The sequence below is a fragment of the Celerinatantimonas diazotrophica genome (genome assembly GCF_004339545.1).
Lineage (GTDB): Bacteria > Pseudomonadota > Gammaproteobacteria > Enterobacterales > Celerinatantimonadaceae > Celerinatantimonas > Celerinatantimonas diazotrophica.
Genome location: NZ_SMGD01000016.1, coordinates 185418 through 212045, shown reverse-complemented (window position 1 = coordinate 212045; position 26628 = coordinate 185418). Strand labels below are relative to the sequence as shown.

27 protein-coding genes are annotated in these 26628 nt (G+C 44.4%); 5 read left to right on the top strand and 22 right to left on the bottom strand.

Annotated features, from left to right (window positions below; all coding sequences use genetic code 11):
• Positions 1–389: 389 nt before the first annotated feature.
• Positions 390–1271 (bottom strand): CDP-diacylglycerol--serine O-phosphatidyltransferase, encoded by an 882-nt coding sequence (gene pssA, locus EV690_RS15660; protein WP_131913946.1) that lies wholly within the window; start codon positions 1269–1271, stop codon positions 390–392.
• Positions 1272–1428: 157 nt separating this feature from the next.
• Between pssA and EV690_RS15655 the strand changes: the two genes are divergently transcribed.
• Positions 1429–1707, top strand: coding sequence for a hypothetical protein (locus tag EV690_RS15655; protein WP_131913945.1), 279 nt, complete (start codon positions 1429–1431; stop codon positions 1705–1707).
• Positions 1708–1730: 23 nt separating this feature from the next.
• On the opposite strand, the gene clpB is transcribed toward EV690_RS15655, so the two are convergent.
• From clpB to rluD, 3 genes are all read right to left on the bottom strand, one after another.
• Positions 1731–4304: an ATP-dependent chaperone ClpB gene (gene clpB, locus EV690_RS15650; RefSeq protein WP_131913944.1), complete on the bottom strand. Its 2574-nt coding sequence runs from the start codon at positions 4302–4304 to the stop codon at positions 1731–1733.
• Positions 4305–4388: 84 nt separating this feature from the next.
• Complete coding sequence (gene pgeF, locus EV690_RS15645) at positions 4389–5111, bottom strand: peptidoglycan editing factor PgeF (protein ID WP_131913943.1); 723 nt, start codon at positions 5109–5111, stop codon at positions 4389–4391.
• Between the two features lie 17 nt (positions 5112–5128).
• The gene (rluD, locus tag EV690_RS15640; RefSeq protein WP_131913942.1) at positions 5129–6100 is read right to left on the bottom strand and encodes a 23S rRNA pseudouridine(1911/1915/1917) synthase RluD; all 972 of its coding nucleotides are present in this window, start codon (positions 6098–6100) and stop codon (positions 5129–5131) included.
• Between the two features lie 126 nt (positions 6101–6226).
• Between rluD and EV690_RS15635 the strand changes: the two genes are divergently transcribed.
• Positions 6227–6967: an outer membrane protein assembly factor BamD gene (locus EV690_RS15635; RefSeq protein WP_131913941.1), complete on the top strand. Its 741-nt coding sequence runs from the start codon at positions 6227–6229 to the stop codon at positions 6965–6967.
• Between the two features lie 47 nt (positions 6968–7014).
• On the opposite strand, the gene EV690_RS15630 is transcribed toward EV690_RS15635, so the two are convergent.
• The gene (locus EV690_RS15630; RefSeq protein ID WP_131913940.1) at positions 7015–7353 is read right to left on the bottom strand and encodes a P-II family nitrogen regulator; all 339 of its coding nucleotides are present in this window, start codon (positions 7351–7353) and stop codon (positions 7015–7017) included.
• Positions 7354–7477: 124 nt separating this feature from the next.
• On the opposite strand from EV690_RS15630, the gene EV690_RS15625 reads away from it, so the two are divergent.
• Complete coding sequence (locus EV690_RS15625) at positions 7478–8017, top strand: GspH/FimT family protein (protein ID WP_165872780.1); 540 nt, start codon at positions 7478–7480, stop codon at positions 8015–8017.
• Here EV690_RS15625 and EV690_RS15620 read toward each other — a convergent pair.
• From EV690_RS15620 to murJ, 10 genes are all read right to left on the bottom strand, one after another.
• Entirely contained in the window at positions 7985–8407 is a 423-nt protein-coding gene (locus tag EV690_RS15620; protein WP_165872779.1) for a type IV pilin protein, read from the bottom strand. The genes EV690_RS15625 and EV690_RS15620 overlap by 33 nt on opposite strands.
• Entirely contained in the window at positions 8392–8793 is a 402-nt protein-coding gene (locus EV690_RS15615) for a hypothetical protein (protein ID WP_131913937.1), read from the bottom strand. The genes EV690_RS15620 and EV690_RS15615 overlap by 16 nt, the downstream gene beginning before the upstream one ends.
• Positions 8787–9728: a PilW family protein gene (locus EV690_RS15610; RefSeq protein WP_131913936.1), complete on the bottom strand. Its 942-nt coding sequence runs from the start codon at positions 9726–9728 to the stop codon at positions 8787–8789. Before EV690_RS15610 ends, EV690_RS15615 begins: the two co-directional genes overlap by 7 nt.
• A complete protein-coding gene (locus tag EV690_RS15605) occupies positions 9671–10111 on the bottom strand; it encodes a hypothetical protein (RefSeq protein WP_165872778.1) in 441 nt (146 codons plus the stop codon). The genes EV690_RS15610 and EV690_RS15605 overlap by 58 nt, the downstream gene beginning before the upstream one ends.
• A gap of 114 nt (positions 10112–10225) precedes the next feature.
• Positions 10226–11161, bottom strand: a complete 936-nt coding sequence (ispH, locus tag EV690_RS15600) for a 4-hydroxy-3-methylbut-2-enyl diphosphate reductase (protein WP_131913934.1) — start codon at positions 11159–11161, stop codon at positions 10226–10228.
• Between the two features lie 2 nt (positions 11162–11163).
• Positions 11164–11604, bottom strand: a complete 441-nt coding sequence (fkpB, locus tag EV690_RS15595) for an FKBP-type peptidyl-prolyl cis-trans isomerase (protein ID WP_131913933.1) — start codon at positions 11602–11604, stop codon at positions 11164–11166.
• Entirely contained in the window at positions 11601–12098 is a 498-nt protein-coding gene (gene lspA / locus EV690_RS15590) for a signal peptidase II (RefSeq protein WP_131913932.1), read from the bottom strand. The genes fkpB and lspA overlap by 4 nt, the downstream gene beginning before the upstream one ends.
• Entirely contained in the window at positions 12099–14915 is a 2817-nt protein-coding gene (gene ileS, locus EV690_RS15585) for an isoleucine--tRNA ligase (RefSeq protein ID WP_131913931.1), read from the bottom strand.
• A complete protein-coding gene (gene ribF, locus EV690_RS15580; RefSeq protein WP_131913930.1) occupies positions 14912–15874 on the bottom strand; it encodes a bifunctional riboflavin kinase/FAD synthetase in 963 nt (320 codons plus the stop codon). Before ribF ends, ileS begins: the two co-directional genes overlap by 4 nt.
• 50 nt (positions 15875–15924) lie before the next feature.
• Positions 15925–17502: a murein biosynthesis integral membrane protein MurJ gene (gene murJ / locus EV690_RS15575; protein WP_131913929.1), complete on the bottom strand. Its 1578-nt coding sequence runs from the start codon at positions 17500–17502 to the stop codon at positions 15925–15927.
• 184 nt (positions 17503–17686) lie between these two features.
• On the opposite strand from murJ, the gene rpsT reads away from it, so the two are divergent.
• Positions 17687–17947: a 30S ribosomal protein S20 gene (gene rpsT, locus EV690_RS15570; RefSeq protein ID WP_131913928.1), complete on the top strand. Its 261-nt coding sequence runs from the start codon at positions 17687–17689 to the stop codon at positions 17945–17947.
• Between the two features lie 72 nt (positions 17948–18019).
• Here rpsT and EV690_RS15565 read toward each other — a convergent pair whose 3' ends face one another.
• The 4 genes from EV690_RS15565 to nhaA form a co-directional block, all read right to left on the bottom strand.
• Complete coding sequence (locus EV690_RS15565) at positions 18020–18295, bottom strand: ArsR/SmtB family transcription factor (protein WP_207907530.1); 276 nt, start codon at positions 18293–18295, stop codon at positions 18020–18022.
• 35 nt (positions 18296–18330) lie between these two features.
• A complete protein-coding gene (nhaR, locus tag EV690_RS15560; RefSeq protein ID WP_131913961.1) occupies positions 18331–19230 on the bottom strand; it encodes a transcriptional activator NhaR in 900 nt (299 codons plus the stop codon).
• Positions 19231–19566: 336 nt separating this feature from the next.
• Positions 19567–19926: a hypothetical protein gene (locus EV690_RS15555; protein ID WP_131913927.1), complete on the bottom strand. Its 360-nt coding sequence runs from the start codon at positions 19924–19926 to the stop codon at positions 19567–19569.
• Positions 19927–19936: 10 nt separating this feature from the next.
• On the bottom strand, positions 19937–21139 hold the full coding sequence (nhaA, locus tag EV690_RS15550) for a Na+/H+ antiporter NhaA (RefSeq protein WP_131913926.1): 1203 nt from the start codon (positions 21137–21139) through the stop codon (positions 19937–19939).
• A gap of 217 nt (positions 21140–21356) precedes the next feature.
• Between nhaA and EV690_RS15545 the strand changes: the two genes are divergently transcribed.
• Positions 21357–22208: a thymidylate synthase gene (locus tag EV690_RS15545; RefSeq protein ID WP_131913925.1), complete on the top strand. Its 852-nt coding sequence runs from the start codon at positions 21357–21359 to the stop codon at positions 22206–22208.
• A gap of 191 nt (positions 22209–22399) precedes the next feature.
• Here EV690_RS15545 and lgt read toward each other — a convergent pair whose 3' ends face one another.
• The 3 genes from lgt to rppH form a co-directional block, all read right to left on the bottom strand.
• Complete coding sequence (gene lgt, locus EV690_RS15540) at positions 22400–23209, bottom strand: prolipoprotein diacylglyceryl transferase (protein ID WP_131913924.1); 810 nt, start codon at positions 23207–23209, stop codon at positions 22400–22402.
• An 80-nt stretch (positions 23210–23289) separates the two neighbouring features.
• Positions 23290–25545: a phosphoenolpyruvate--protein phosphotransferase gene (gene ptsP / locus EV690_RS15535; protein ID WP_131913923.1), complete on the bottom strand. Its 2256-nt coding sequence runs from the start codon at positions 25543–25545 to the stop codon at positions 23290–23292.
• Between the two features lie 175 nt (positions 25546–25720).
• On the bottom strand, positions 25721–26260 hold the full coding sequence (gene rppH, locus EV690_RS15530) for an RNA pyrophosphohydrolase (protein WP_131913922.1): 540 nt from the start codon (positions 26258–26260) through the stop codon (positions 25721–25723).
• Between the last annotated feature and the right edge of the window lie 368 nt (positions 26261–26628).

The following is a 26628-nucleotide window of genomic DNA, read 5'->3' as shown; positions in this document are numbered from 1 at the left end:
TTTGCAAATCATCTTCTGTGAGTGCCCACACAGATTGCTTGATAGATTGTTAAAGAACGTTGCCTCTTCAGCACTTTGCCGTTGAAGCGGATGCGCATCTTACGCATCAGCGGAAAGTCTGTCAACGATTATTTTCGTTTTTTGCTTTCCGTTTCTGCCGCGATAAACCCGGCTGAAACCCTGATAGAGCAACCGTTGAAGCGGTGTGCCGTATCAGTGGTGGTGCATTATAGGGATACGGCAGTTTTACGCAAGCGATTTTTGTGATTTTATAGAGAAAATACAATCGTTCGCTGAGTTTTCATACAAACAGTCTTCTTTTGCGTCTTTTTAGACTAAAAAAGCCACCAATCGGTGGCTTTTTCATCACGCAAGTAGAGCCAGTTGCGTTAGCTTTTCTTTTCATCTGTATTTTCAAGATCGGTCACATTCAGCGGTTCTTGAGTTGTCTCTTTATTTTCTGGCTCTTTATTTTCTGTCTCAGCATCAAATTCATCATCTGAGTCATCATCTTCACCCACTACATGTTTCATTTTGAGCTTACGAACCGTGCGGATGGTGTAAACAGGCCCTGATATGGCGTAAATAGTAAATACACAAAAGAGAACTAATGCCGGGCGTAGCGCAACAACAACGATACCTAAGACTATCAAAAGTACCACAACGAAAGGCACCTTGCCTTTAAGATCAACACCTTTAAAACTGTAGTATCTAAAATTCGATACCATCAAAAGTCCCGAACAAACCGTCAAGATAGCCGCCACATATCGTAGCGAATGTAACTGTTCAGGATCCCAACCGAAATTTTGTCCAAGCCAAACCATTCCAGCGACGATCCCGGCTGCTGATGGACTTGCCAGTCCCTGGAAATAGTGTTTATCAACTTTCCCCACCTGAGTATTAAAACGAGCCAGTCGCAACGCTGCACTAACAGCAAAAATGAAGGCAGCTAACCAACCAATTTTGCCCAAGTCATGCAAAGCCCAGTTATACGAAACGAGTGATGGTGCAATACCAAATGAGATCATATCCGACAGTGAATCATACTGAACACCAAACGAACTCTCGGTACCCGTCATGCGAGCAATACGCCCATCTAACCCATCAAAAATCATGGCGACAAAAACGGCAATCGCTGCCGATTCAAATCGGCCATTCATTGATGCTACAACAGCATAAAACCCTGAGAATAAAGCCGCTGTCGTAAAAAGGTTCGGCAACAGATAGATTCCCCGAGCTTTTGCTGAGTTGTTATTTTTCATTTCACTCATATATTTAACCTAAATCTTGAGATTGGGGAGCTTGTCAAATGACGAGTAAAATAGCATAACTGTCATAAATTTACATCGTTTCATATTGTCATTTATCAATTGGTGTCTATTAAGTAAAAGTTACTATACTGTAATAAAAGTTCGCTAAAGGTGCATTATGACATCAGAACAATTAGCCTCGTTGCTCAAGTTAACATCAGTGCAACTGGACGCGCTAAAAAAGGTTGAAGCGCGTTATATTGCATCTTCTGATGAATTATTTAGCCAAGATCTTTCGGCACGGCAAATGTACAAACAGCTACGAGGCATATCTCAGCAAAAGCATACATCAATCTGTCAGTTACTTACGCCAGAACAGAAAGAGCATTATCTGCAGCTCACTGAACAAGAGCACCAAAAATTTAAGGATAATTTTAAAATGAAAATGGGAGCTTAAATCTCGCTCCCGTTTTTCGATGCTCACTGATTTATGGTCAGTTTGTCGCCACTGACATCAATTTTCAGTGGTTTTTCTGGCGTGAATGAACCAGATAGCAGCCCTTCAGCCATTGGATCCAGGAGTTGATTTTGAATCACACGTTTTAATGGTCTAGCGCCATAAACTGGGTCAAAGCCATTATTCGCCAGTTTATCTAAGGCCTTATCAGAGATCGAAACCGTAAAGCCTTGTTCTTGTAAACGTGGCATCAAACCATCAATCTGGATTTTCGCAATTTGACGAATACAATCTTTGTCCAGTGGATGAAAGACAACCGTTTCGTCAATACGGTTCAAAAACTCAGGTCGGAAATGGCTAGTTAAGACCCCCATAATCACCGACTTCATCTGGCTATAGCTTGATTCATTAAAGCCTTCTTGGATAATGTCCGAGCCTAGATTCGAAGTCATAATGATCACCGAATTGCGAAAGTCAACCGTACGCCCTTGTCCATCGGTTAATCGCCCATCATCAAGCACTTGTAACAGGATATTAAATACATCGCTATGCGCTTTTTCGACTTCATCAAGTAAGATTACGGAATATGGGCGACGACGGACGGCTTCGGTTAAATAGCCGCCCTCTTCATAACCAACATATCCGGGGGGAGCACCGACAAGGCGAGCAACAGAATGTTTTTCCATAAACTCAGACATATCAATACGCACCATCGCTTCATCGGTATCAAACATGAACTCTGCCAACGCTTTACACAATTCAGTTTTACCGACCCCTGTTGGTCCCAGGAATAGAAATGAACCAATCGGCCGATGCGGATCGGATAATCCAGCACGGCTACGCCGAATGGCATGCGCCACTGCATTAATCGCTTCATTCTGGCCCACCACTCGCTGATGCAATTCTTCTTCCATCCGCAACAGTTTGGCCCGTTCACCCTCAAGCATTTTATTTACAGGAATACCGGTCCAACGAGAGAGCACTTCGGCTATTTCATTTTCTGTGACTTTATGCCGTAATAATGTCATATCCTGCATTTCTGCCTGAGAGGCTAAATCTAATTGCCGTTCCAACTCAGGAATTCGGCCATATTGTAACTCTGACATGCGATTAAGATCACCCGCCCGACGAGCAACGTCTAAATCCAGACGAGCCTGTTCGAGATCGGATTTAATATGCTGCGTTCCAGACAGTGCAGCTTTTTCAGTTTTCCAGACCTCTTCAAGTTCACGAGACTTTTCTTCACGCTCTTTGAGCTCTTCTTCAATTTTCGCAAGTCGCCCTTGGCTAGCAGGGTCTTCTTCTTTTTGCAGGGCATTCTGCTCTAGTTTCAGCTGAATAATACGTCTGTCTAATCGATCGAGTTCTTCAGGTTTCGAATCAATTTGCATCCGGATGCTAGAAGCTGCTTCATCAATTAAGTCAATTGCCTTATCCGGCAGCTGACGGTCAGAAATATATCGGTTCGATAAATTCGCCGCAGCCACAATGGCTGGATCGGTAATTTCTACTGAATGGTGTAATTCGTAGCGCTCTTTCAAACCCCGCAAAATCGCAATGGTATCTTCAACACTGGGCTCTTCAATCAGCACTTTTTGGAAGCGCCGCTCTAATGCCGCGTCTTTTTCGATATACTGGCGGTATTCATCCAATGTGGTTGCGCCAACACAGTGTAAATCTCCTCGAGCCAATGCCGGTTTCAGCATGTTACCAGCATCCATCGCTCCATCGCCTTTACCGGCACCGACCATCGTGTGCAATTCATCGATGAATAAAATGACTTGCCCTTCTTCTTTTGAGAGTTCATTCAGCACTGCTTTTAAGCGCTCTTCAAATTCCCCGCGATATTTAGCACCAGCGATGAGGCTGCCCATGTCCAAAGCCAACACTCGTTTATGTTTAAGTCCTTCAGGAACTTCGCCATTGATAATCCGTTGGGCTAAGCCTTCGGCAATAGCGGTCTTACCCACCCCCGGTTCACCAATCAAAACGGGGTTGTTTTTAGTTCGCCGCTGCAAAACTTGTACGGTACGCCGAATTTCATCATCACGGCCAATTACTGGGTCTAGTTTGCCTTGTTCGGCACGTTCAGTCAGGTCGACAGTATATTTTTCCAATGCCTGGCGTTGATCTTCAGCATTTTGATCATCAACTTTTTGGCCACCACGCGCTTTTTCAATCGCTTTCTCTAATTTGCCTTTGTTGGCCCCTACTTCACGTAAAATTTCCCCTAGCGGACCTTTATCATCAATCGCCGCTAATAGAAAAATTTCCGATGAAATGTATTTATCTTTGCGTTTCTGAGCAATTTTATCGCACATATTAAGCAATGAAATGAGCCCATTCGATAATTGAATATCCCCCCCAATACCAGTAACTTGGGGTATTTTTTCTAGCTCTTTATTCAATTTCGAACGCAGTGCACTGCCTTCGATACTCGCGTCTAACAAGATGGGGCGAATTGATCCCGAATCTTGATTTAATAACGCCACCATCAGGTGGACAGGCTCAATGTATTGGTGGTCTCGGCCCAAAGCTAACGACTGGGCGTCCGAGATCGCCAATTGGAATTTACTGGTGAATCGATCTAAGCGCATAACGCCTCCACATCAATGACCATTTAATCAATTTACTATTGATGTGGGTGCAATTGGGATAACATTCAAGAGTAAACGCAAGAATTATTCCAACCAGATAGCTGCTGCCATCCGACCGGTTTGCCCATCTCGCCGATAGGAGAAGAAATGAGTGGAATCATGATAGGTACAAGCTGGATGAATCGTAACGTGTTCAACACCTAGCTGATTCAACTGTAATTGAGCCAACAATTTAAGATCAGCTAAATAGCGATCACCATCCGCTTGAAAAGCATTTTGCGCAGTATCGCCCATCAGCTTGGTAAACGCAGTGAAGACCTCCGGGCCAACCTGAAACGCATCAGCACCAATAGCAGGTCCTAACCAAGCCACTAACTCATTGGCAGGGCAACCTAACTTGGCTACGGCATGTTCGATAATACCTCCCGCCAAACCTCGCCATCCACCATGCACAGCGCTAACAGCTCGTCCTTGTTTATCAGCTAATAGAATAGGTAAGCAGTCAGCCACCATCACGACACAAGGAATATTTCGCCCTCGTGTATAGCTACCATCGGCTTCCACACCTTCTTTACAAAGTCCGGCATCGGCCAGTTTTATGCTATGAACCTGATTAAGCCAACAGGGCATACTCGGCAGATAGCTGGCGAAATCACGTCGATTACGGGCTACATGTTCTTTAACATCCCCCACATGAGAACCAAGATTATAACTCTCATAAGGTTCTTGGCTATAGCCAGACAAGCGGTCTGTATAGACCGCTTTAACGGTATCAGGGAAGACTGATTCTATATTATAAACGGCCATGATTTACCCCTTAATACTTATATTTGCCAGTCGTGCGCCTCACTGTCTCGACGCAATGCATCAGCAACTTTCACCATATCACTGGGAACCTCAGCTTGCCACTGCATCATTTCACCACTAATCGGATGAGCTAGCCGCAACATTGCCGCATGCAGAGCTTGGCGCTGAAAACCACGCAGAACTTGCACGAGTTCATCACTGGCCCCTTTAGGCAAACGTAACCGCCCCGCATAAACGGGATCGCCAACCAGAGGATGACCAATATGAGCCATATGTACGCGGATCTGGTGGGTCCGTCCGGTTTCAAGACGCAACCGTAATCGAGTATGCTGACGGAATTTCTCAGCAACGCGATAATGTGTCACCGCTGGCCGCCCAAAAGGATCAACCGCCATTTGGGTGCGTTTGGTTTTATGCCGCCCAATAGGCTCATCGACCAATCCACCCGCGGTCATAGAGCCAATGGCAATCGCTTCATATTCACGGGTAATTTCCCGCTTTTGCAATGCATCAACTAAATGAGTCTGAGCGGCAACTGATTTCGCCACGACCATCAAGCCAGTCGTATCTTTATCTAATCGATGCACAATCCCAGCTCTGGCCAAAGTACGACTTTGCGGGTAATGATATAAAAGCCCATTAAGAATAGTGCCAGAGTGATTACCAGCACCAGGATGCACGACCAAACCGGCCGCCTTGTTGATCACCAAAATATCATCGTCTTCATAGACAATATCCAGCTCAACGGGTTCAGGTTGCCAATCAATGACATCTTCAATAATTGCATTCAGAGTGAGCGTTTCACAGCCCTGCAATTTTTCACGTGGTTTATCTGCCACTCGGCCATCGATATAGACCTGCCCTTGAATAATCCACTCTTTAAGACGTGAACGAGAATAATCGCTAAAAAGCTCCGAAAGCACCTGATCAAGGCGCATTCCGGCATGCTCTTCAGTAACGTTGGCCTGTAATTCTATCTGTTGACTCATAGCAACCACTTGTGATTTAAATAGCTAATTTAGCAAAGTTGGGTATTTTAGCTTTTCTTTTGGAAAAGCATAAAGGATACTTTAATTTTTATGTACATTGTTATTTAGGAAACTCCCATTCTGCTTATGCGTTATAGTCATATTTTTGCCAGCTTTTCGCTTTGCGTAGCGCTATTAACTGGCTGTTCTAGTACTCATGATAAACCTGCCGTCCCAGATAAACCGGCCGCTCAACTCTATAAAGATGCCCAAGAAGCTTTATCTGTCAGCGATTACCAACGAGCAGAACAATATTTTGAGGCTCTGGATAACCGTTATCCTTTTGGTCCTTATGCAACACAAGTCCAACTCAAACTGATTTACATCTATTACAAGCGCGACGAGACTGAAAAAGCTTTGGCTAATATTGACCAATTCATTCGCAATAATCCAACCAGCAAGTCGCTTGATTATGTTTATTATATGCGAGGTCTGACCAATATAGCGGCCGACTATAATTTTATGCAGTCGCTCTTAGGGATAGATCGTGCCAGCCGTGACCCTAGTTATTCAGAAGCGGCATTTAAAGATTTTAAAATTATCCTCGAGCACTATCCAAACAGCAAATATGCAGCCGATGCTCGAAAACGAATGATCGCATTAGAAGATAAGTTAGCTCGCCACGAGATTGATATTGCTCACTATTATATGAAGCGAGAAGCTTATTTAGCGGCAATTAACCGGGCTAAGAATATTTTAACCACCTACCCTAAGAGTTCTCAGACCAAAGCAGCGCTCAAAGTGATGGTGCAAGGATATAAAAAGTTAGGCTTACCGCAACTGGCTCAACGTAGCCAAACAGTATTGGATGCCCAACCCGCTTCTTAAAGACCTACGGGCGGCGATGGTTCTGCGCTCGAACCATCGCCACTATATTAAATTGCGCTTTGATCCATTTCACCCGTGCGGATCCGCATCGCGCGTTGTATTTCCAGAACAAAAATTTTCCCATCACCGATCTTACCAGTCCGAGCTGTGTGCGTAATAATTTCTATACAACGCTCAACATCATCATCCTCAACCACCATTTCAATTTTTGCTTTGGGTAGAAAATCGACTGTATATTCAGCACCGCGATAGAGCTCTGTATGACCCTTTTGTCGTCCAAATCCTTTCACTTCTGTCACTGTCATCCCGGTTATACCGACATTAGCCAATGCTTCTCGAACATCATCCATTTTAAAAGGTTTAATAATTGCAACGACCTGTTTCATCTTGCTCCCTCACTTGTCTAACATCTCGATGTCAATAAAAGCAGCTGTATGCAATAAACAGCTATTGATTTTTATTAATATAATTAACAATATAAATTACACCCAGTCGTTTATACTATATGCTATGTACTGCACCCATCACAAACAACATATTGCCAAACCAATAAAAATATCCGGGCTCTCATTAACCGAAATGCTGATAGCAACCTCTCTGGTAGCTCTGTTTGCCCGATTTTCGTTGTCATCAAACAGTCAGTTTATTCAATCCCAGCAACGCCAACAAGCGGCTCAGTCATTAATCAACAGTTTGGGTTGGGCTAAACTACAGGCACTACAAACTCACAGTATTGTTCAGATCTGTTCTTTAAAGGACACTCAAACTTGCCAGCACTCATGGTTAAATCAGATCAATATTTTTATCGATAACAACGGCGACGGGCAGATGAATGAGAATGATAAGTTACTAAAAACAATTGAGTTGCCTCACGCAGTGGTTCTTCGAGGATCGCGAAATCAGATCCGAATTAATAGCCGTGGATTTGCCTATGGCTACCAACAAACTCTTTATGTTTGCGAAGGTCAACAGGCTCAAGCGCTGATCATCAGCCCTGTCGCGAACTTCCATTTAAAATCAACTCAATGCCCCCTGACAACTGGTCTCTGAACCATCTACACGTAGTACTTTACACGGTCCATTCACCTTTATGGTAATTTGTTCAACTTGAGGATCATCTTGCAATTGCAGTGATAAGGGCGTCGCATTTAATGAAGGTAGATGGTCATTATCCAAGGTTAATTCAAATTGATAACCGACTACACTGCTAGCACTAAAAGACATTTCGGTTAAACTATCTGGCCAATGCTCATTGTCCAGATAATATTGCTCCATTGTCTCGCGAAGGGTGTACAACGTCACAATAGCCTTTTGTCGATGATATTCACCTAGCCAATTACGATAACTAGGTAGAGCCATCACCATCAATAGTGCACTGATAGCCAGAGCAATTATCAGCTCTATTAAGGTCCACCCTGAACTCTTTACTGATTCATCCATAATACATGACCTACAGGCTGAGTCAGCTGACTTTTGGCACATATCCCAACTGATGAGGGAGGCAATGCTTTAATCATTCCTATATTAAGCTGATGATTCCCAATAATAATATGAGTGGTATAGACACCACATAGTTTGTGACTATTTTTGAAACAGGCGCCTTGACATAGCCATTGTCCCGGGGCATTACTGTCAATATTATGATTAACCCAAGTTGAACCTTGATTAATTAGCTTCATGCGCGCGACATTGCTATCTCGACTCATGGTCACGGTCTCCGCTGTTTCTCGACCGAGTTCAATGATATTTAGTGTCGCAATCGTCATCATTATCAACAAAATCAATATGCTGACCATCACAATTCCTGAGTTTGCACGGATTAACACGGCCCTTCCCCAGGCGATAATGCAACGAGCTGATTAAATGCGATGCGCCGATAATGGTCATTGAATGGGCCAACTCTCTTACCTGCCAATGTATACTGGTTAGTATTTAGATAACTCGGATCAGGGTTCAACGCTTGCGCCAGCAATCCTAAATGGATCATTCTCACTTTTACCCAGCTCTGCCTATCCATCTGGGATAATGCGACCCAGGTAAGTTCCCCACTTGCTGAACACAATCCAAATTGCATATTAAGCTGTGTGATCGCTTGAATTAAAACACCTCCTGTTGCCCCTTTCACTCCATCCGCATCTGCATATAGGCGCATCAAGCCGATTTTTTTACCATCGTGTACTAAAAAAAACCATTCACTCTGATAAGCCCAATAATTCACAGCACCATTACTTTGAGTCTTTTGCCAAATCACGCCTTTATCCGGTTTGGTTGTCACCGGACCTGTCAGTTCGCGCAGCTGTATCACAGGCGAGCCAGATAACAGTGGGTGAGTATGTGTTCCTATACAACCCATTTGACTGGTATTTGAAGGAACAGCAAAGGCTTCTATAACAGCGGCAAAACCATCCTCATCGGATATAACGGGTAATTGTGCAAGTTGACACAAATCTTGATTAAGCCCGACAAGCGTCTTCTCATTAAATAGGTCATTCAGTCCTGCCCAGGAGCCAGTATTAGTAATGGAATAAGCAATAAGATTCACCGCAGCCTCTCCACGCAGGCGAATATTAGCGTATTGCACAATTCGTTGTTGCTGCACCAGCAAATTCAGATACCAGTGGTACCCACCGGCTAAAATCAGCAGAGCCAAACTCAAGGCAATCATAACCTCGACTAAGGAATATCCTCGCGATTGCATCTGTTTCATGGCATCAACTGTAATTGGCGGGATAGACTTCGGGACACACAGCGACTTAGACATATATTACTTTGCCAGCGAATGGTCCAGTGAGCCAAGCCGGATGAGTTGACATTCAAGGTAACCGAAAAATCATTCACAGCCAGTTTTTGTTCTTGAATCACTTCTACTAAACTGGCAAAACGCGAGTCATGAATGACTCTTTTATCCAAATTATAATACCAATGCCAAGCCCCTCTCTCCCGCCAGTGAGCATGTTGGGCAATGGCCAACGCTAAAATTGATTGATTTATCGCCTCAATATCTTGTAGTTGTTCATCGCTGCGTTGGCTCACTAACATCGCTTGCACACACTGAACTTGAGCAGTCATCACTACCGCTAACAACATGCCCGCAATCAAAACCTCAACCAGACTAAACCCAAGATTTCTCACAACAATGTTCATATTAAAATGACTATTAATTATTAATATTTTTATCATTAATGTCAAAAATACTCTTGGCATAGGCATAAAAAAACCTCCCGGAGGAGGTTGGTTTTATCTCTTAGGCAGAACCACTTAAATGATTCGCAACTCGCTTGGCACTTCAAAGACAATACTTTCTTCTCGCCCCACCGCTTCGTTCACAGTAGTTGCGCCCAGTTCCTGTAAACGGCTAATCACATCTTCTACCAAAACTTCGGGCGCCGAAGCACCTGCGGTAACGCCAATTTTACTGTCTTGGTTAAACCATTGGGCATCAATATCTTCGGAGCTATCAATCAAATACGCAGGCGTTCCTAAACGGGCTGCTTTTTCACGTAAGCGATTTGAATTAGAGGAATTTGCTGAACCAACAACCAGCACCACATCCGCATTTCTAGCCAAATTTGAGACCGCATCCTGACGATTTTGCGTGGCATAGCAAATATCATTCTTACGCGGTCCCTGAATATTAACAAAGCGTTGCCGCAGCGCATCAATCACATCAGCAGTATCATCCACAGATAGCGTCGTTTGCGTGCAGTAAAATAGGTTATCAGGGTTTTTAATCACCAATTGAGCAACATCATCAACCGTCTCAACCAGATAAATCCCGCCTTCAGGGTTATCATACTGCCCCATCGTGCCATTGACTTCAGGATGGCCATGATGACCAATTAGGATACACTCGGTGCCGCGCCGACTCGCTCGCGTCACTTCCATATGAACTTTCGTCACCAAAGGACAGGTGGCATCAAAAATTTTCAGTTGCCGTGCTTTGGCTTCTCGACGGACTGCCTGCGCAACACCGTGCGCACTAAAAATACAAATAGCATTTTCTGGTACTTCATCGAGCTCATCAACGAAAATCGCCCCGCGCTGACGCAGCCCATCGACTACAAAGCGATTATGAACCACCTCATGGCGCACATAAATGGGGGCTTCAAATAATTCTAGAGCACGCTCGACGATAGAAATAGCTCTATCAACCCCAGCACAAAAACCACGTGGGTTTGCTAAAATTATCTCCACTTTTACCTCCGCACAGGTGCATCACAAGAGATGATTTCAACCGCAAAAATAATTGGCTCTCCTGCTAAAGGATGATTGAAATCGACAGTCACACTATCACCTTCAATGGCCTGAATAATTCCTGGCAACTCAGCCCCGTTTGGCTGTGAAAATCCCATCACCATACCGGTTTGCAGCGTTTCATCAGATGGAAATTGGTCTCGAGTGAAATAACTTAACCGTTCGTTTGAGTGCTTTCCAAATGCCTGCTCAGGGCTCAGTTCCCACTGCTGTTTATCCCCGGCATTAAGGCCGAATAAATGACTCTCAAAATTTTCTGGAAGATGACCATCACCAATCGTGATATCAACAGGATTCCCTCGCTCATAGGTCGATTCAACGACCTGCCCGTCTGTTTTTACCAGCACAAAATGCAGACATACCTTCGAGCCTTTCTCAATCATGACGATTCCTTACTGGGGCGTTTGCTAGGGTGAATAAAGCTGTCGAGGATCAGTAACACCGCCCCAATACAGATACAACTGTCGGCGACATTAAATGCAGGCCAATGGTAACTACCATAATGAAAATCAAGAAAATCAATCACATAACCATACAGCAAGCGATCTATGACATTTCCCAATGCCCCACTAATGACTAATGCATATCCAGCGGCACTCAGCGGCTGAGGTTCTCTCATCCGTTTCAAGCACCAAACTAGGACCAAACAGACCACCACCGCCAGGGCACTAAAAAACCAGCGCTGCATTCCGCCCTGAGAATCAAGAAAACTAAACGCAGCTCCATAATTATGCACATAGACCAGATTAAAAAAACTCGTCACAGTCTCAGACTGAAACAAAGCCATAGAACTGGCCACGATATGTTTGCTGATCTGATCGATCAGCAACATCACAGCGCTGAGCCATAGCCAGCGCAATGCATTGACGCGGGCCATTTAAGCAAATTCGCGCTGTTCACCAGCGCCTGCTACGTTAGTGACACAACGGCCGCACAAACTCGGATGTTCAGGATCAGCGCCTACATCCGTACGATGCTGCCAGCAGCGCTCACATTTTTCACCCGGTGCTTTTTCTACTAACACTTTAAGTGTATCAAGTTCAGTATCTTGCGCATTATCTGGGGCCTGCGCCAAATCAACCACCGACGCATCACTGGTTAACAGAACAAAGCGTAACTCATTCCCTAAACGTTCCAGATCCGCTTTGAGTTTACCTGATGCAAATAAAGTGACTTTGGCTTCAAGCTGCCCACCAATTTGTTTTTCATTACGGGCTTGCTCGAGAACTTTATTCACTTCATCACGAGCCTTTTGAAGCTCCTGCCAGTAGCTGTCTGCCTGACTATCTGTTTGACAGCCAAAGCCTTCATACCAAGTTCCAGTGAAGACAAACTCATCACGCTCACCCGGCAAAGCCTGCCAAATTTCATCGGCGGTAAAGCTCAAGATAGGGGCAATCCAACGCGTCAACGCTTCAGCAATGTGGAACAAGGCACTCTGACAGGAACGACGAGCATGACCATCGGTCTTAGCGGTATACTGGCGGTCTTTAATAATATCCAGATAAAAACTACCTAGCTCAATTGAGCAGAAATGCATCAGTGTCTGGTAAACCACATGAAATTGATAGTTTTCATAGGCTTCAATAATGGTCTGCTGAGTTGCCAGTGCACGTTGTACCATCCAGCGGTCCAGCGCCACCATATCATCGGTAGCAACCATATCGGCAGTGGGTTCAAAACCACTTAAGTTAGCCAATAAAAACCGCGAAGTATTACGGATACGACGATACGCATCGGCGGCATGTTTGATGATTTCATCAGAAACCGTCATTTCTGCCGTATAGTTAGTTGAAGCAATCCACAACCGCAGAATATCAGCACCTAACTTGTTCCAAATATCCTGTGGTGCAATCCCGTTGCCCAGTGACTTCGAGAATTTCTTCCCTTCACCATCCACAGTAAACCCATGAGTGAGCACCTGCTTATAGGGTGCATGGCCATTGATCGCAGTCGAAATCATCAATGAAGACTGGAACCAACCACGATGCTGGTCAGAGCCTTCCAAATACATGTCGATATCATGACCGGCCAATTCTTCCCGTTCACTGGCAACACTAAAATGCGTTGAACCGGAATCAAACCAAACATCCAGAGTATCTTGAACTTTGCGATAGTCTTTGGCTTCGTTACCGAGCAAATCTTCTTCACTTAAATCAAACCATGCTTGAATACCGGTTTCTTCAACACGCTTAGCCACTTCTTCCATCAACTCAACGCTGCGAGGATGGAGTTCGTTCGTGTCTTTGTGAACGAACAAAGTAATAGGCGTTCCCCAAGTACGCTGACGAGAGATACACCAGTCTGGACGATTAGCCACCATCGATTCAATTCGATTTTGTCCCCAAGCAGGGATCCAGCGAGTTTTTTCAATTTCACTTAAGGCTTGGTCACGCAATCCAGCTTTATCCATACCGATAAACCATTGCGGCGTCGCACGGAAGATAATCGGAGTTTTATGGCGCCAGCAATGTGGGTAGCTGTGCACAATTTTAGCTAAGTAGAATAAATTCTTCTTCTCGCGCAGCAAATCGAAAATGGCATCATTCGCTTTGAAAATATGCATCCCTTCAAAATACGGGGTCCCAGGCAAATAAACGCCGGTAGGACCTACAATATCTCGGGATTCCACATTGTATTGCTGACAAACAATGTAGTCATCCTGACCATGTGCTGGAGCAGTATGCACACAACCAGTCCCCGATTCAGTCGTTACATGGTCGCCTAAGATAATAGGCACTTGATAATCGTTAAATGGATGCTCTAATTGCAGCAACTCAAGCGCTTGCCCCATGCATGAACCTAACACTTTGTAGGCTTCAATACCGACTCGTTGCATCATTGGCTCAAGTAAATCTTCAGCGCAAACTATTCGTTCAATCCCTTCAGGACCACTCAATTCAACCAATACATAACTTAACTGAGCATTGACTGAAACCGCACAGTTAGCGGCTAGAGTCCAAGGCGTCGTAGTCCAGATCACAACAGAGATTGGACCTTCTCCTACAGTTGTGCCGAATTTGCCCGTTAACTCAGCCGGATTTGCCGCGGGGAAACGCACATCGATAGCAAAACTTTCACGGTCTTCATATTCAACTTCAGCTTCAGCCAATGCTGAACCGCAATCTAAGCACCAATGCACCGGTTTAGAGCCACGTAACAAGTGACCGTTATCCACAATTTTAGCCAATGCGCGAATGGTGTTTGCTTCGGTCTTAAAATCCATGGTTCGATAAGGATTTTGCCAATCACCGACCACTCCCATCCGAATAAAGTCCTTGCGCTGGCCATCAATTTGTTTAGCGGCATACTCACGACATTTTTCACGAAACTCAGCGGCGCTCACTTTGCGGCCAGGTTTACCCACCTTTTTCTCAACCTGAAGCTCAATCGGCAATCCATGGCAATCCCAACCGGGAATATAAGGGGCATCATAATCAGAGAGCGTTTTCGATTTGACAATGAAGTCTTTTAAGATTTTGTTAACCGCATGCCCTAGGTGAAGGTTGCCGTTCGCATAGGGAGGACCATCATGCAAAATAAATGATTTTTTCCCTTTTTTGGCGGCCCGAATAGCCTGATATAACCCTTTTTCCTGCCAACGTTGCAGCATGGCTGGCTCACGGTTTGCCAGATTGCCTCGCATCGGAAAATCAGTGCTTGGCAAATTTAACGTATCTTTATAATCGCTCATCGATCCACAGTTCCAGTTAGATAATCTTGGTTATTAAACCAAATTCTTGCCCGTCGGATATCCGCATTAACTTGTGTTTTTAGCGAATCCAACGAATCAAATTTTATTTCGTCTCTTAATTTCCAAAGTGGTTCAACCACTAAGCGCTGCCCATATAACGACAGCTTTTGATTGAGAATATGTACTTCTAAAAGCAGCTCCCGGCCATTTGCTGTCGGTCGCTTGCCAAGGTTTGCAATCGCGGGCCAAACCACATCTTTCTCGCCGACTCGACGCACCAGCACAGCATACACACCGCGCAACGGGCTTGAGCCTCTAGGCAATCGTAAATTGGCAGTTGGAAACCCCAATGTTCGGCCCAACTGCTGCCCATAACTGACTTTGGCACTAATTTGATAACGACGGCCCATCCATTGGCTGACCCGGTCAAAATCGCCATCGTGCAATGCCTGACGAATCCCCGTACTACTCACACGCAGCCCTTTTTGACAAAACGACTGGGTATTTTGGACTGAAAACCCATACTTTTCACCAGCGTTGCAGAGCATGTCGTAATCCCCTCGCCGGGCCTGACCAAAGCGAAAATCATCACCGATCACCAAGTGGCTCACCGCTAATTTGTTCACCAACAAGTGTTCGATGAATTGTTCCGCGCTGTAGGAAGAAAACTGCTGACAAAAACGCACCACAAGCAGCTGATCAACACCAAGTGCCGCAAGCTGACAATACTTATCTCGAAACGAACTGATCCTTTCCGGAGCCCGGTCCGGTGCAAAAAATTCCATAGGCTGCGGCTCAAAAAGCATGACAGTTGCTTTTTTACCTGCGACTCGAGCTTTATCCAATAATTGCGTAATTACCTGCTGATGACCACGGTGGACACCGTCGAAATTACCAATAGTTAACACGCTACCCGCATGTTCAGCTCGAATATTGTTTATGCCTCGGATCAATTTCATCAATCAATACAGCCCAATCAAGCGACGCTAAACGCCGAATTATAGCTTGTTTATTCGTCAGATACAGCCCCGCTGGAGCTTTTCAAATGGGATAATCTTCCGCCCAAGGCTACCAGAGATACCCCATAGACTACAATCGCCGCAATAATTCCCCCGACCAGCCAATACAAACTATGTAAAAACGTTAAATGGATCCAGTTATTCCAAGAGGGTAAAAAATAATAAAGTCCAGCAGCCATAATAATACTCGCCAGAGCCACCCGAGCCAAAAAGAGCCAGCTATAACGACTAATGCGATACACCCCAGCTTTCACTAACCCCCGATATAACAAACAAGCATTCAAAAGTGCTGATAACGCAGTCGCCATGGCCATGCCAATGTACCCAAAGGGAACGATAAAAATCCCATTTAAAACAATATTAGTCACCATGGCAATCACCCCATAACGCACTGGCGTTCGAGTATCTTGACGAGCATAAAAACCCGGCGCAAAAATTTTGATCAGCATAAAAAAGAGCAAACCACAGGAAAAAGCGACCAAACTATAAGTCGCATGATGTACATCACTCGCATCAAAAGCGCCGCGCATAAATAACACCCGCAACATCGGAGTCGAGAGAATAATCATCCCAGACATCGCCGGGATCCCTAACAACCCAACCATACGAACCGCCCAATCCATCGTGCGAGCGAACTCCTTCGGGTTTTTATCCACATGACGCTCAGACAAACTCGGTAAGATGACAGTGCCAATCGCAATTCCAAACAACCCTAAAGGAAACTCCAGCAAACGATCAGAGTAATACAACCAACTAATCGAACCACTGACTAAAAAACTGGCCATAAAGGTATCGAACAGCAAATTAATTTGGCTCACCGAGACACCAAATAATGCCGGCAACATCAGTTTACGAATTTTCATCACACCTGGATGTTTCCAGCCCCAACGAGGCCAATGCAACATTTTAAGGCGTAATAAAAATGGCAGTTGAAACAAAAATTGTAACAGCCCACCGAAAAATACCCCCCAAGCCAACCCGACCTCTGGCTGAGCTAGATGAGGCGCATAATAAAGGGCAGCACCAATCATGGCGACATTTAAAAATACAGGAGTAAACGAGGCAACCGCAAAACGACCAAAGCTATTTAAAATCGCCCCGGCCATGCCCGTAAAAGTAATGAACCACAAATATGGAAACGTGATTTTTAATAGCAACGAAGCAAGTACAAATTTATGCCCATCAGGACCATGATGTAACCAATCGATAAACCACCCCGTCCCGAAGATCATTGCGACAACCGGAGAGGCCAGTATCCCGATGAAAGTGACAATCGTTACAATCAGCCCTAACGTGCCACTCACCCGAGCAACCAACTCGCGCAGTTCATCCTCAGACTCTTGCTGCTTATATTGGGTGAAAACCGGAATAAATGCTTGAGCAAAGGCACCTTCAGCAAACAACCGGCGTAAAAAATTAGGGATACGATTGGCGAAAAAAAACACATCAGCCGCAGTGCCAGCACCTAACAAGTTGGCAACAACAACATCTCGAATTAAGCCCAGCATGCGCGAAATTAATGTCATGGAACTGACAATTGCGCCAGATTTTAATAATTTTCTACTCAAATTTGCGGTTACCTCAAGAATCAGCCATGACTTAGGTGCCAGAAGCTGCTAAAATTGCGCCCCAGTTTAACCTTGTGCGTTAAGAAATAACAGATGATGCAGCTTGGTTAAATTTTGTTTGACATCACACGAGAAAAAAGGCATATTCCACGGCCTTTAAGAGATTCGAGTTCGGGAGTAAACCTTGGCTAATATTAAGTCAGCTAAAAAACGTGCTCTTCAGGCTGAAAAACGCCGTAAGCACAATGCTAGCCGCCGCTCCATGATGCGTAGCTACATGAAAAAAGTAGTTGCAGCTGTTGCAGCCGGCGATAAAGAAGCAGCGCAAGGCGCTTTAAAACAAGCGCAGTCAGTTCTGGATCGTGCCGCAACAAAAGGGCTGATCCATAAAAACAAAGCAGCTCGTCATATGAGTCGCTTGAACGCTCAGATCAAAGCGCTGTAAGCTTTTTGATCGACAAAAAGCCGGCTTCAGCCGGTTTTTTTGTATCTGCTATATACGCAAGATTGAGTTGTCTTAGCAATAAAGTCGGTGAAGTAATTCTAAAATGGCTTTTGCGTTATCGCTGGCAATCGAATAGTAGATTGTCTGCGCTTGTTTACGCGTCTTAACGATGCCTTCCCGACGCAGCCATGCCAAATGTTGAGATAAAGCCGACTGGCTGAGATCGACACATTGATTGAGTGCCCCGACTGAATATTCATGTTCAACCAGATAACACAAAATAATCAATCGATGCTCATTGGCCAAAGCTTTTAGCAAAGCGAGGGCTGCTGCAGAATTTTCCTGCATTTCCTGCATCGACACAGTTATATCTTGTTCACTCATCACTCATTAATTCCAGCAAATAATTCACTAAAATTTTGCTCACAAAGTCGTTTAACAGCTGGATGCTGGATCATCCTTTGAGCAAAAATAACATAATATTCTTCTTTGATCGCTTCTGTCGTTCCCAGTTGATACACTAAACCACCACGCATAATATCTTCAGTATAGATCGATGGTGCCACAAAGATACGCCTTTTTTGACAGCCAAAAGCCGTCATTAATGCTGCATCATCAAATTCTCCCATAATATTAACGCTCAACCCTTGCTCTTCAAACCAACCTAACAGTTTACGCCCCAACGCACTGCGCCGAGAAGGAATAAGCAATGGCCGAGTTTCAAGACACGCAGGGAAAGCGAACTCGTCCAGTGGTTCAGAGCTAAAAAAAGCCACACCACATTCCCCTAACCACTTACTAAATAAGGTATCTTGCTTATCGCTATCGAGTGCGCAATCCGACAGGATCATATCCAGCTTATGTTCACTGAGTTGCCCTAACAGCATCTCATGGGTAGATTCAATGCAACGCAACTGCAGACGACCATCTTTAGGGATCACCGACTCCAAAACTTTTGCGGCCAACGATTTACTTAACGCATCCGCAACACCGACTTCAAACAGCTGATTTTCCTGCCCTGAGTAGTTAATAATATCCATCATCTCATAGCTTAACGAAAACATCTTGTCAGCATATTTGAACACTAACTGTCCCAGTTCAGTTGGCAATAACTTGGGGCCTTTACGAATAAACAACGCACCTTTGAAACGTTCTTCTAATAGTTTTATCTGCCCAGTAACCGTTTGTGGTGTTAAAAACAGCGCCTGCGCAGCGGCCGTGACAGACCCTCTTTTATAGGTCATCCAGAAGTAATAAAGATGATTATAATTCAGGTGCGCCATAATGAACTCATCAACAAATTGAATATCCGCTCTTTTAAACTGCCCTAAATTTAACCATTCAACCATTATGGCTAGGGGCCAAATGGTTGACTAACAACAACGCTGTCAGCAGTATAGTTAAGCCATAAAACGACAAACAAATTATTAATACTACAGCTTCGTATCAGGAAGGTCTACCAATGATAGTTTTCTGAGGTTCTCACAGCTTTCAATTTGCCAATACGATTAACTGACAGAATAACAACGACCACGAACAGGGCTTATCGAGCAGTTCACCGCTCGCCCAAGCCCTGTCAACCAAAATAGTCTGTAACCCTTACACTCTAAGCCGATTCATTAGTCACAACCATTTAGCTTTTTCAACTCACTCTCCAACCAGATTTGCTGGTTAGGTAATAGTTTCTGTTTTTTAGCCCAGTTTTGCCAATGGATCATCGTATTCTGATCGCAATATTGCCCTTGCGCCCATTGATAGCGCTGCCCCCCTCGACTTTTAAGGGCGCGTTCGCTAAACGCATCTTGCATATCAGCCTGATCTTTCAACTCACTTAGGCTATCAATAACTCCCTGCAAATATGCCTGACATAACTCCGGCTGCTTCTGGCAATTATACGGATTATGCATCTGCGCATGTACTGGGAGCAGGACACCTGCTCCAGCTGCGGTTAAAATGCCAATCATCAGTTTTTTGACCATGGATTGCTCCTTAGTGATCAACGGGTGAAGACGCCTCCAATGCGGACGATGTCTTAGGCTTGTGGGTGGTAACTCTCAACAGCATATAGCCACAACAGGCCGCCAAAAAAGAACCGAGTAAAATCGCTAACCGCGCTTGATCAATCTGCGCCTGCATACCTGGATAGGCCAACGAAGTAATAAAAATCGACATTGTAAAGCCAATTCCCGCTAAGACACTCGTTGCAAAAAGCTGCTTAAACTGAGTGCCCTGAGGTAATTTAGCCGCTTTTAACTTAATCGCCAGATAGCTGGCTAAAAAGATCCCAAGTGGCTTACCTATAAATAATCCCAGCATCACCCCTAATGAGAGCGATATATGAAAGACCGATTCAGCATCCACTAAGTTAATGCCCGCATTAGCAAAGGCAAAAATAGGCAAAATGATATAGCCAGAAACCGAGTGCAGCGAATGCTCTAAACGCTCCAAAGGCGAATGCGAATGACCTTTAACACGCAAAGGGATCGTCAATCCCAACAAGACGCCGGCAATAGTGGCATGGACACCTGATTTAAGCACCGCAATCCACAAAATAACCCCTAACAATAAATAAGGTGTGAGTGAACTGCAGCCTCGTTTATTTAAAATAATCAACCCAATTAAGGCAAGCCCAGCACAAGCCAATGCCACAACAGACATGCCATGAGAGTAAAATGCCGCAATGATAATCACTACGCCTAAATCATCTGCGATAGCCAACGCCAGAAGAAACACCTTCAAACTACTCGGTACTCGTTTTCCTAGTAGGGCCATAATCCCTAACGCAAAAGCAATGTCAGTTGCCGCAGGGATTGCCCAACCATTTTTAAGCTCAGGAGAATCGTGGTTAAACAACAAAAAGATGAGCGCCGGGACGACCATCCCTCCCAACGCAGCAAATATTGGCAAACTAGCTTTGTCACGGCTAGACAGCTCGCCCTCTAGAACTTCACGTTTGACTTCAAGACCAATCACTAAAAAGAATATTGCCATTAACCCATCATTGACCCATAGCAATAACGGTTTCTCAATGTTGAGCGATGCAATCCGAACCTGCACCGGCATATCAAACAAGTGCACATAAAGATGGTTCAATGGTGAATTAGCCATGACCAGAGCAACTATGGCAGCGATAATTAGTAAGATGCCGCTGGCAGCTTCCATTCTTAAAAAACGATCAATAAATTCGCGCACATTCATTCCTCATCAGTACTTGATATATCGTTAGTTTAACGACTTTGTGCCTATTAAAAATTCACTTCTAATTGAGATAATATAAGGTTTAACCGAATATAAATATTCCTAACTACCATAATAGCCGACGTTAACGACACAAAGATTGCCTGACCATCTCATAAAACTTAGGCTAACATGGTAAAATCCACCACCCTTAAGACAAAAACTATTTTCTATGAAGCAATATCTCGATTTATGCCGCCGGATCATTGACGAAGGGATCTGGGTAGATAACAAACGCACAGGGAAACGCTGCCTAACAGTCATTAATGCCGATCTGAGTTATGACGTTGAAAATGGGCAGTTTCCATTAGTCACTACGCGCAAAAGCTTTTGGAAAGCAGCAGTTGCAGAGATGATAGGGTATCTGCGAGGGTATGCTAGTGCCGCTGATTTTCGCCAGATTGGAACCAAAACATGGGATGCCAATGCCAACAACAATCAGGACTGGCTCAACAATCCCCATCGCAAAGGTGAAGATGATATTGGTGAAGCCTATGGCGTAGTTGCCAGAAACTGGCGATGTGCCGACGGCTCACGCATTGATTTATTGCAACAAATCGTCGATGACCTCAGTCAAGGTCAAGATAACCGTGGCGAGATCCTCACATTTTACAATCCTGGCGTATTTGACCGTGCTTGTCTGCGACCATGTATGTATAGCCATCACTTTTCGCTGCTCGGCGGTACATTGTATTTAAATAGTACTCAGCGCAGTTGTGACGTCCCCCTTGGCCTTAACTTCAATATGGTTCAGGCTTATTTTCTACTGGCGATTATGGCGCAAATAACTGGCAATAAACCGGGGAAGGTCTACCATAAAATCGTAAATGCTCATATTTATGAAGACCAATTAGAACTGATGCGAGATGTACAACTAAAACGAGAGCCTCTACCGGCCCCTACTTTTCATATCAATCCCGAAATCAAAACTCTTAAAGATCTGGAAAGCTGGGTCACACTAGATGATTTTAAAGTCGAAGGCTATCAGCATCACGACCCTATCAAATACCCATTTTCAGTTTAAGCAAGTAATGAGCTGGTTGGGTTGCATATCACTTAAATATTAAACACCCCAGAACAGCTCCTTTATAGAATCCCCAGAGTACAGGGATTCTATCTAACCGCTTGTCAATTGTGTCATCCATATTCTTTGATCTCATCGCCCCATAAGGCAAGCGCTCCTATCATTGAACAGAATGACACAAATTGAGGTGTCTATTTTTCAATTAAACGCCGCTTTGCTCGGCGATATGACCAAATTAAAATCCAGGCACCAATGATAATCATTGGAATCGACAAGATCTGTCCCATCGTCGTGCCGAAGCTAAAAAAGCCCAACTGCGGATCAGGCTGACGGAAACATTCAGCAAAACAGCGAAAGCACCCGTAGAGAAACATAAACATCCCCGAGACTGCGCCCAGAGGTGGTTTTCGGCGTGAATAAACTTGCAAGATAATGAGCAACAATACACCTTCTAACAAAAATTCGTAAATCTCAGAAGGATGTCGAGGTAGTGGGCCGGCATCGGGATAGATCAATGCCCACGGCACATCAGTCACCCGGCCCCACAACTCACCATTAATAAAGTTACCGATACGTCCCGCACCGAGTCCAAAAGGCACTAAAGGTGCAACGACATCGGCGACTACGAAGAAGTGGCGGTGAGTCTTACGGGCAAAATAGAACATTGCCAAAATCACACCAATTAAACCACCATGGAATGACATTCCGCCATCCCAGATTTTAAAGATATATACTGGATGAGAAATAAATAGCGGAAACTGATAAAACAGAACATAGCCGATTCGGCCACCTAAAATCACACCTAAAAAACAGTAAAACAGCAGATCGCTAACCTGATTGCGATTCCAGTCGTTATCATCCCGATCAGCGTAACGGTTGGCACAAAACAGTGCGAAGATAAAACCGACTAGGTACATCAAACCATACCAGTGAACTTCAATAGGTCCAATGGAAAATGCAACCGGGTCGATATGCGGATAATGCCAATATGTCCTCACAATAAAGCCCTTCTACCAAACTACATCATCAAAAAGAGGAGTTGATTGTGCAAGGTTCCATGCCAGAACACAAGCGCTTGCTACTATCGATGTCCCCGAACTAAATGCAATAAGTCGTACTGTTCTAAATAATCAGATAAGATCGTTTGTACCTGTTGCCGATCCCCACAGGCTAGTAATCGCTCTTTTAAAGCGCCTAGTTCATTGAGATCAACTCGACGGATGAGGTATCTAATTTTTGCCAGATTAAAGCTACTCATGCTTAAATGACGATATCCCAAAATCAACAACGCAATAGCGCCCATTGGATCGCCGGCCATTTCACCGCAGACACTCACGCTAGAATGAAGCGCCTGCCCTTGCATGAAGATGTAATTTAAGGCTCGAATAACCGCTGGATGACAAACCGAATAGGCATCACTCACACGCTTGTTATTGCGATCTACAGCCAACAGATACTGGGTCAAGTCGTTAGAACCAACTGACCAGAAGGCGACCTTTTTAGCCAGCTCAGGCAAAATGAATAAAGCAGATGGCACTTCGATCATCACCCCCAGCTTAGGTCGACTCACTCCGGTTTTGTCGGGATTCTCTTCTAATACCTCTTGCCAAGCGCGATCCATCAAGACAAGCGCCTGCTCAACTTCCTGAATCGAGTTGATCATTGGCAACATTATCGATAGGTTTGAATAAACGAGTGCAGCCCGATACATCGCGCGGCACTGCACCATAAAGATCTCTGGATGATCCAACGTCATACGTATCCCACGCCACCCCAAAAATGGGTTGTCTTCATGGATGGGAAAATAAGGCAACTGCTTGTCACCACCTACATCCAAGGTGCGCATACACACGGGTTTACCATGATAACTGGCTAGAATTTTTAAATAGCTTTGATATTGTTCAGACTCAGATGGAAAGCGGTTTTGTAGCAAGAATGGCACCTCAGTGCGATACAACCCAACACCATCAGCAACACTTTCCGCGCGATCAGCATCACTGCTTAACCCCGCATTAACCAATAATTCAATCACTTGTCCATCACGCGATATTGCAGGTTCATGAAGCTCTTGATTAATTTGAGCATTCATCACCTCTTCCTGTCGCAGTAACTGACGATATTCACTACGTAAAATGGCATCTGGCTCAACAAATATATTGCCAGTATAGCCATCAATGATTAAGAATCGCTGTGCCAACAAGCCAATCTCAACATTCACGCCCATCACCGCAGGTATTCCCATAGTTCGCGCTAAAATCGCAGCATGTGAGTTACTGGTCCCGTTTCGCGCGACAATCCCTGCCAGTCGCTCACGAGGAATGTCGCCGAGCATAGTTGCTGTCACTTCTTCAGCCACGACGACGAATGAACGTTCAGGGAATTGATTTAATTGGGGTTGATTCAGATGCATTAATAAACGCTGGCAGAGATCTTTAAGATCCACGGCACGTTCTTTTAGGTAACTGTCACTGAGCGCTTCAAATTGTTTAAGATATTCTTTGTAGACCAGTTGTAAAGAGCTTGACGCACTATACCCCTGCTTAATTTTTAAGCGCAGTGATTTAACAAAACTAACATCATTAAGCATGCCCTGATAAACTTCAAAGATAGATAAAACATCTCGCGGAAGTTGTTTGCCAAGACGCAATGTCATCGATTCTAGATCAGAGCGTGTTTTAGCAAAGGCATTCTCCAACAACTCAAGCTCTGCATCAATTTGTGTGGTAGTCGCAAGTTCAAGTTCAGTTAGCTCAATCGGCGGTTGTAAAACCCAACTCTGAGCCATACCAATCCCTGATGCACCAGCAATACCACGAATAGTGGCTCGCGGCAAAGATGGTGATTTTTGCATCATGTCAGTTAAATTAACATGGCGTAAGGTGCTTGAAAGGTGTGCAGCCAGAGTCACCAGAAACGCTTCTTCGGTATCACTAAATGAACGAACATCCGATTGCTGAACAACTAGGACCCCCAACAATTCGCGGTGATAAATAATAGGCGTCCCCAGAAACGATTTAAACGAATCCTCTTTGGCTTCAGGAAGGTATTTAAAACTCGGATGCTGATAAACATCGGCAATATTAAGGGGCTCTTCTCGCCGGGCAACCAACCCAACGACGCCTTCATCGAAACGGATCCAAGTCCGCCCCACCGCGGAGGGCGCTAAACCATCGCTGCCGCGCAAGACTAAATGCTGATGCTCATTATCAGCTTGATAAATACTGCAGCAATCAACCTGCATCGTGGCACGCACTTCGCTTACTAAAAACTGGATAGCTTGTTCCAATGAAGAGGCCTGGGCCACGCGTTCGATGACTCTTCGCAACTCGGTTAACAACGAACTCTCCTTATACTGCTGCCAATAAAGCCTGTCTGAATCATGAAACCATCGAGAAATCCTTGCAGACAAACTTATGAAAGATTATATGATACCGCTAAAAACCTCCCTTAAGAGTGATGAGGAACCACTCTTAAGACTCGGAATCACACAAGCGCAATATCATCACATGGAGTTATGAAGTTGCAGAGCGAACCTGACGGGACTTTTTTCGCCGTCGCCGATTAGGACGTTCTTTCATTCCTCCCATTAACTGAGGCGCAAACTCTTTAAGTGCTTTGCGATAAACATCTCGCTTAAATGACACAACTTGCCGAACTGGGTACCAATAGCTGACCCAACGCCAATCATCAAACTCCGGATGTCCACAACTATCAAAACAGATTCGAGATTCTTTGCCTTCAAGGCGGATCAAGAACCATTTTTGCTTCTGCCCCAGACAAACCGGTTTACTGTCCCAACGAACTAATCGTTTTGGCAATTTGTAACGTAACCAATGTCGGCTTACAGCAAGTATTCGAACATCATCAGATTTTAGTCCAACTTCTTCGAATAATTCCCGAAACATCGCTTGTTCAGGCGATTCACCGTCGTTCACACCTCCCTGGGGGAACTGCCAAGAGTGCTGACCATAGCGCCTGGCCCACAACACCTGCCCTCGTCTGTTACAAATGATGATGCCAACATTAGGACGATAACCATCACCATCAATCACTGAAATACCTTCAGTTATAATTCCAAGATATAGACTGATTCTTTCACATCTGTGCAGTGGCAGCAAACCAATAATGAGTATCAAGAAGAATAATTGTCAAGAATAAGAGAGGCAATCAGCCACTGACGAGAATATGTTCAATAATAACTTGTACTTTTTCCAAAAAATCTGTGGATAAACACTTGGATAACCTATCAGTTACACACAAATAACTATTTAACTGTGAATAAAGTAGTCTCTATATCACTTTTATATAAAATATATCTCTATGTTTTAAAAGATATTTTTTGAAATTATTATGCTGTAAATCACTCTTTAGGAAAGCCTTCCTGAAAACCGAATAAAAAAACACCAAATTGCACTTATCC

Bases quoted from the DNA above. Each gene is read 5' to 3' on its own strand.
- pssA (WP_131913946.1), bottom strand. From the start codon at position 1,271: ATGAGTGAAATGAAAAATAACAACTCAGCAAAAGCTCGGGGAATCTAT.
- EV690_RS15655 (WP_131913945.1), top strand. From the start codon at position 1,429: ATGACATCAGAACAATTAGCCTCGTTGCTCAAGTTAACATCAGTGCAA.
- clpB (WP_131913944.1), bottom strand. From the start codon at position 4,304: ATGCGCTTAGATCGATTCACCAGTAAATTCCAATTGGCGATCTCGGAC.
- pgeF (WP_131913943.1), bottom strand. From the start codon at position 5,111: ATGGCCGTTTATAATATAGAATCAGTCTTCCCTGATACCGTTAAAGCG.
- rluD (WP_131913942.1), bottom strand. From the start codon at position 6,100: ATGAGTCAACAGATAGAATTACAGGCCAACGTTACTGAAGAGCATGCC.
- EV690_RS15635 (WP_131913941.1), top strand. From the start codon at position 6,227: ATGCGTTATAGTCATATTTTTGCCAGCTTTTCGCTTTGCGTAGCGCTA.
- EV690_RS15630 (WP_131913940.1), bottom strand. From the start codon at position 7,353: ATGAAACAGGTCGTTGCAATTATTAAACCTTTTAAAATGGATGATGTT.
- EV690_RS15625 (WP_165872780.1), top strand. From the start codon at position 7,478: ATGTACTGCACCCATCACAAACAACATATTGCCAAACCAATAAAAATA.
- EV690_RS15620 (WP_165872779.1), bottom strand. From the start codon at position 8,407: ATGGATGAATCAGTAAAGAGTTCAGGGTGGACCTTAATAGAGCTGATA.
- EV690_RS15610 (WP_131913936.1), bottom strand. From the start codon at position 9,728: ATGTCTAAGTCGCTGTGTGTCCCGAAGTCTATCCCGCCAATTACAGTT.
- EV690_RS15605 (WP_165872778.1), bottom strand. From the start codon at position 10,111: ATGAACATTGTTGTGAGAAATCTTGGGTTTAGTCTGGTTGAGGTTTTG.
- fkpB (WP_131913933.1), bottom strand. From the start codon at position 11,604: ATGATTGAGAAAGGCTCGAAGGTATGTCTGCATTTTGTGCTGGTAAAA.
- lspA (WP_131913932.1), bottom strand. From the start codon at position 12,098: ATGGCCCGCGTCAATGCATTGCGCTGGCTATGGCTCAGCGCTGTGATG.
- ileS (WP_131913931.1), bottom strand. From the start codon at position 14,915: ATGAGCGATTATAAAGATACGTTAAATTTGCCAAGCACTGATTTTCCG.
- ribF (WP_131913930.1), bottom strand. From the start codon at position 15,874: ATGAAATTGATCCGAGGCATAAACAATATTCGAGCTGAACATGCGGGT.
- EV690_RS15565 (WP_207907530.1), bottom strand. From the start codon at position 18,295: ATGCAGGAAAATTCTGCAGCAGCCCTCGCTTTGCTAAAAGCTTTGGCC.
- nhaR (WP_131913961.1), bottom strand. From the start codon at position 19,230: ATGGCGCACCTGAATTATAATCATCTTTATTACTTCTGGATGACCTAT.
- EV690_RS15555 (WP_131913927.1), bottom strand. From the start codon at position 19,926: ATGGTCAAAAAACTGATGATTGGCATTTTAACCGCAGCTGGAGCAGGT.
- EV690_RS15545 (WP_131913925.1), top strand. From the start codon at position 21,357: ATGAAGCAATATCTCGATTTATGCCGCCGGATCATTGACGAAGGGATC.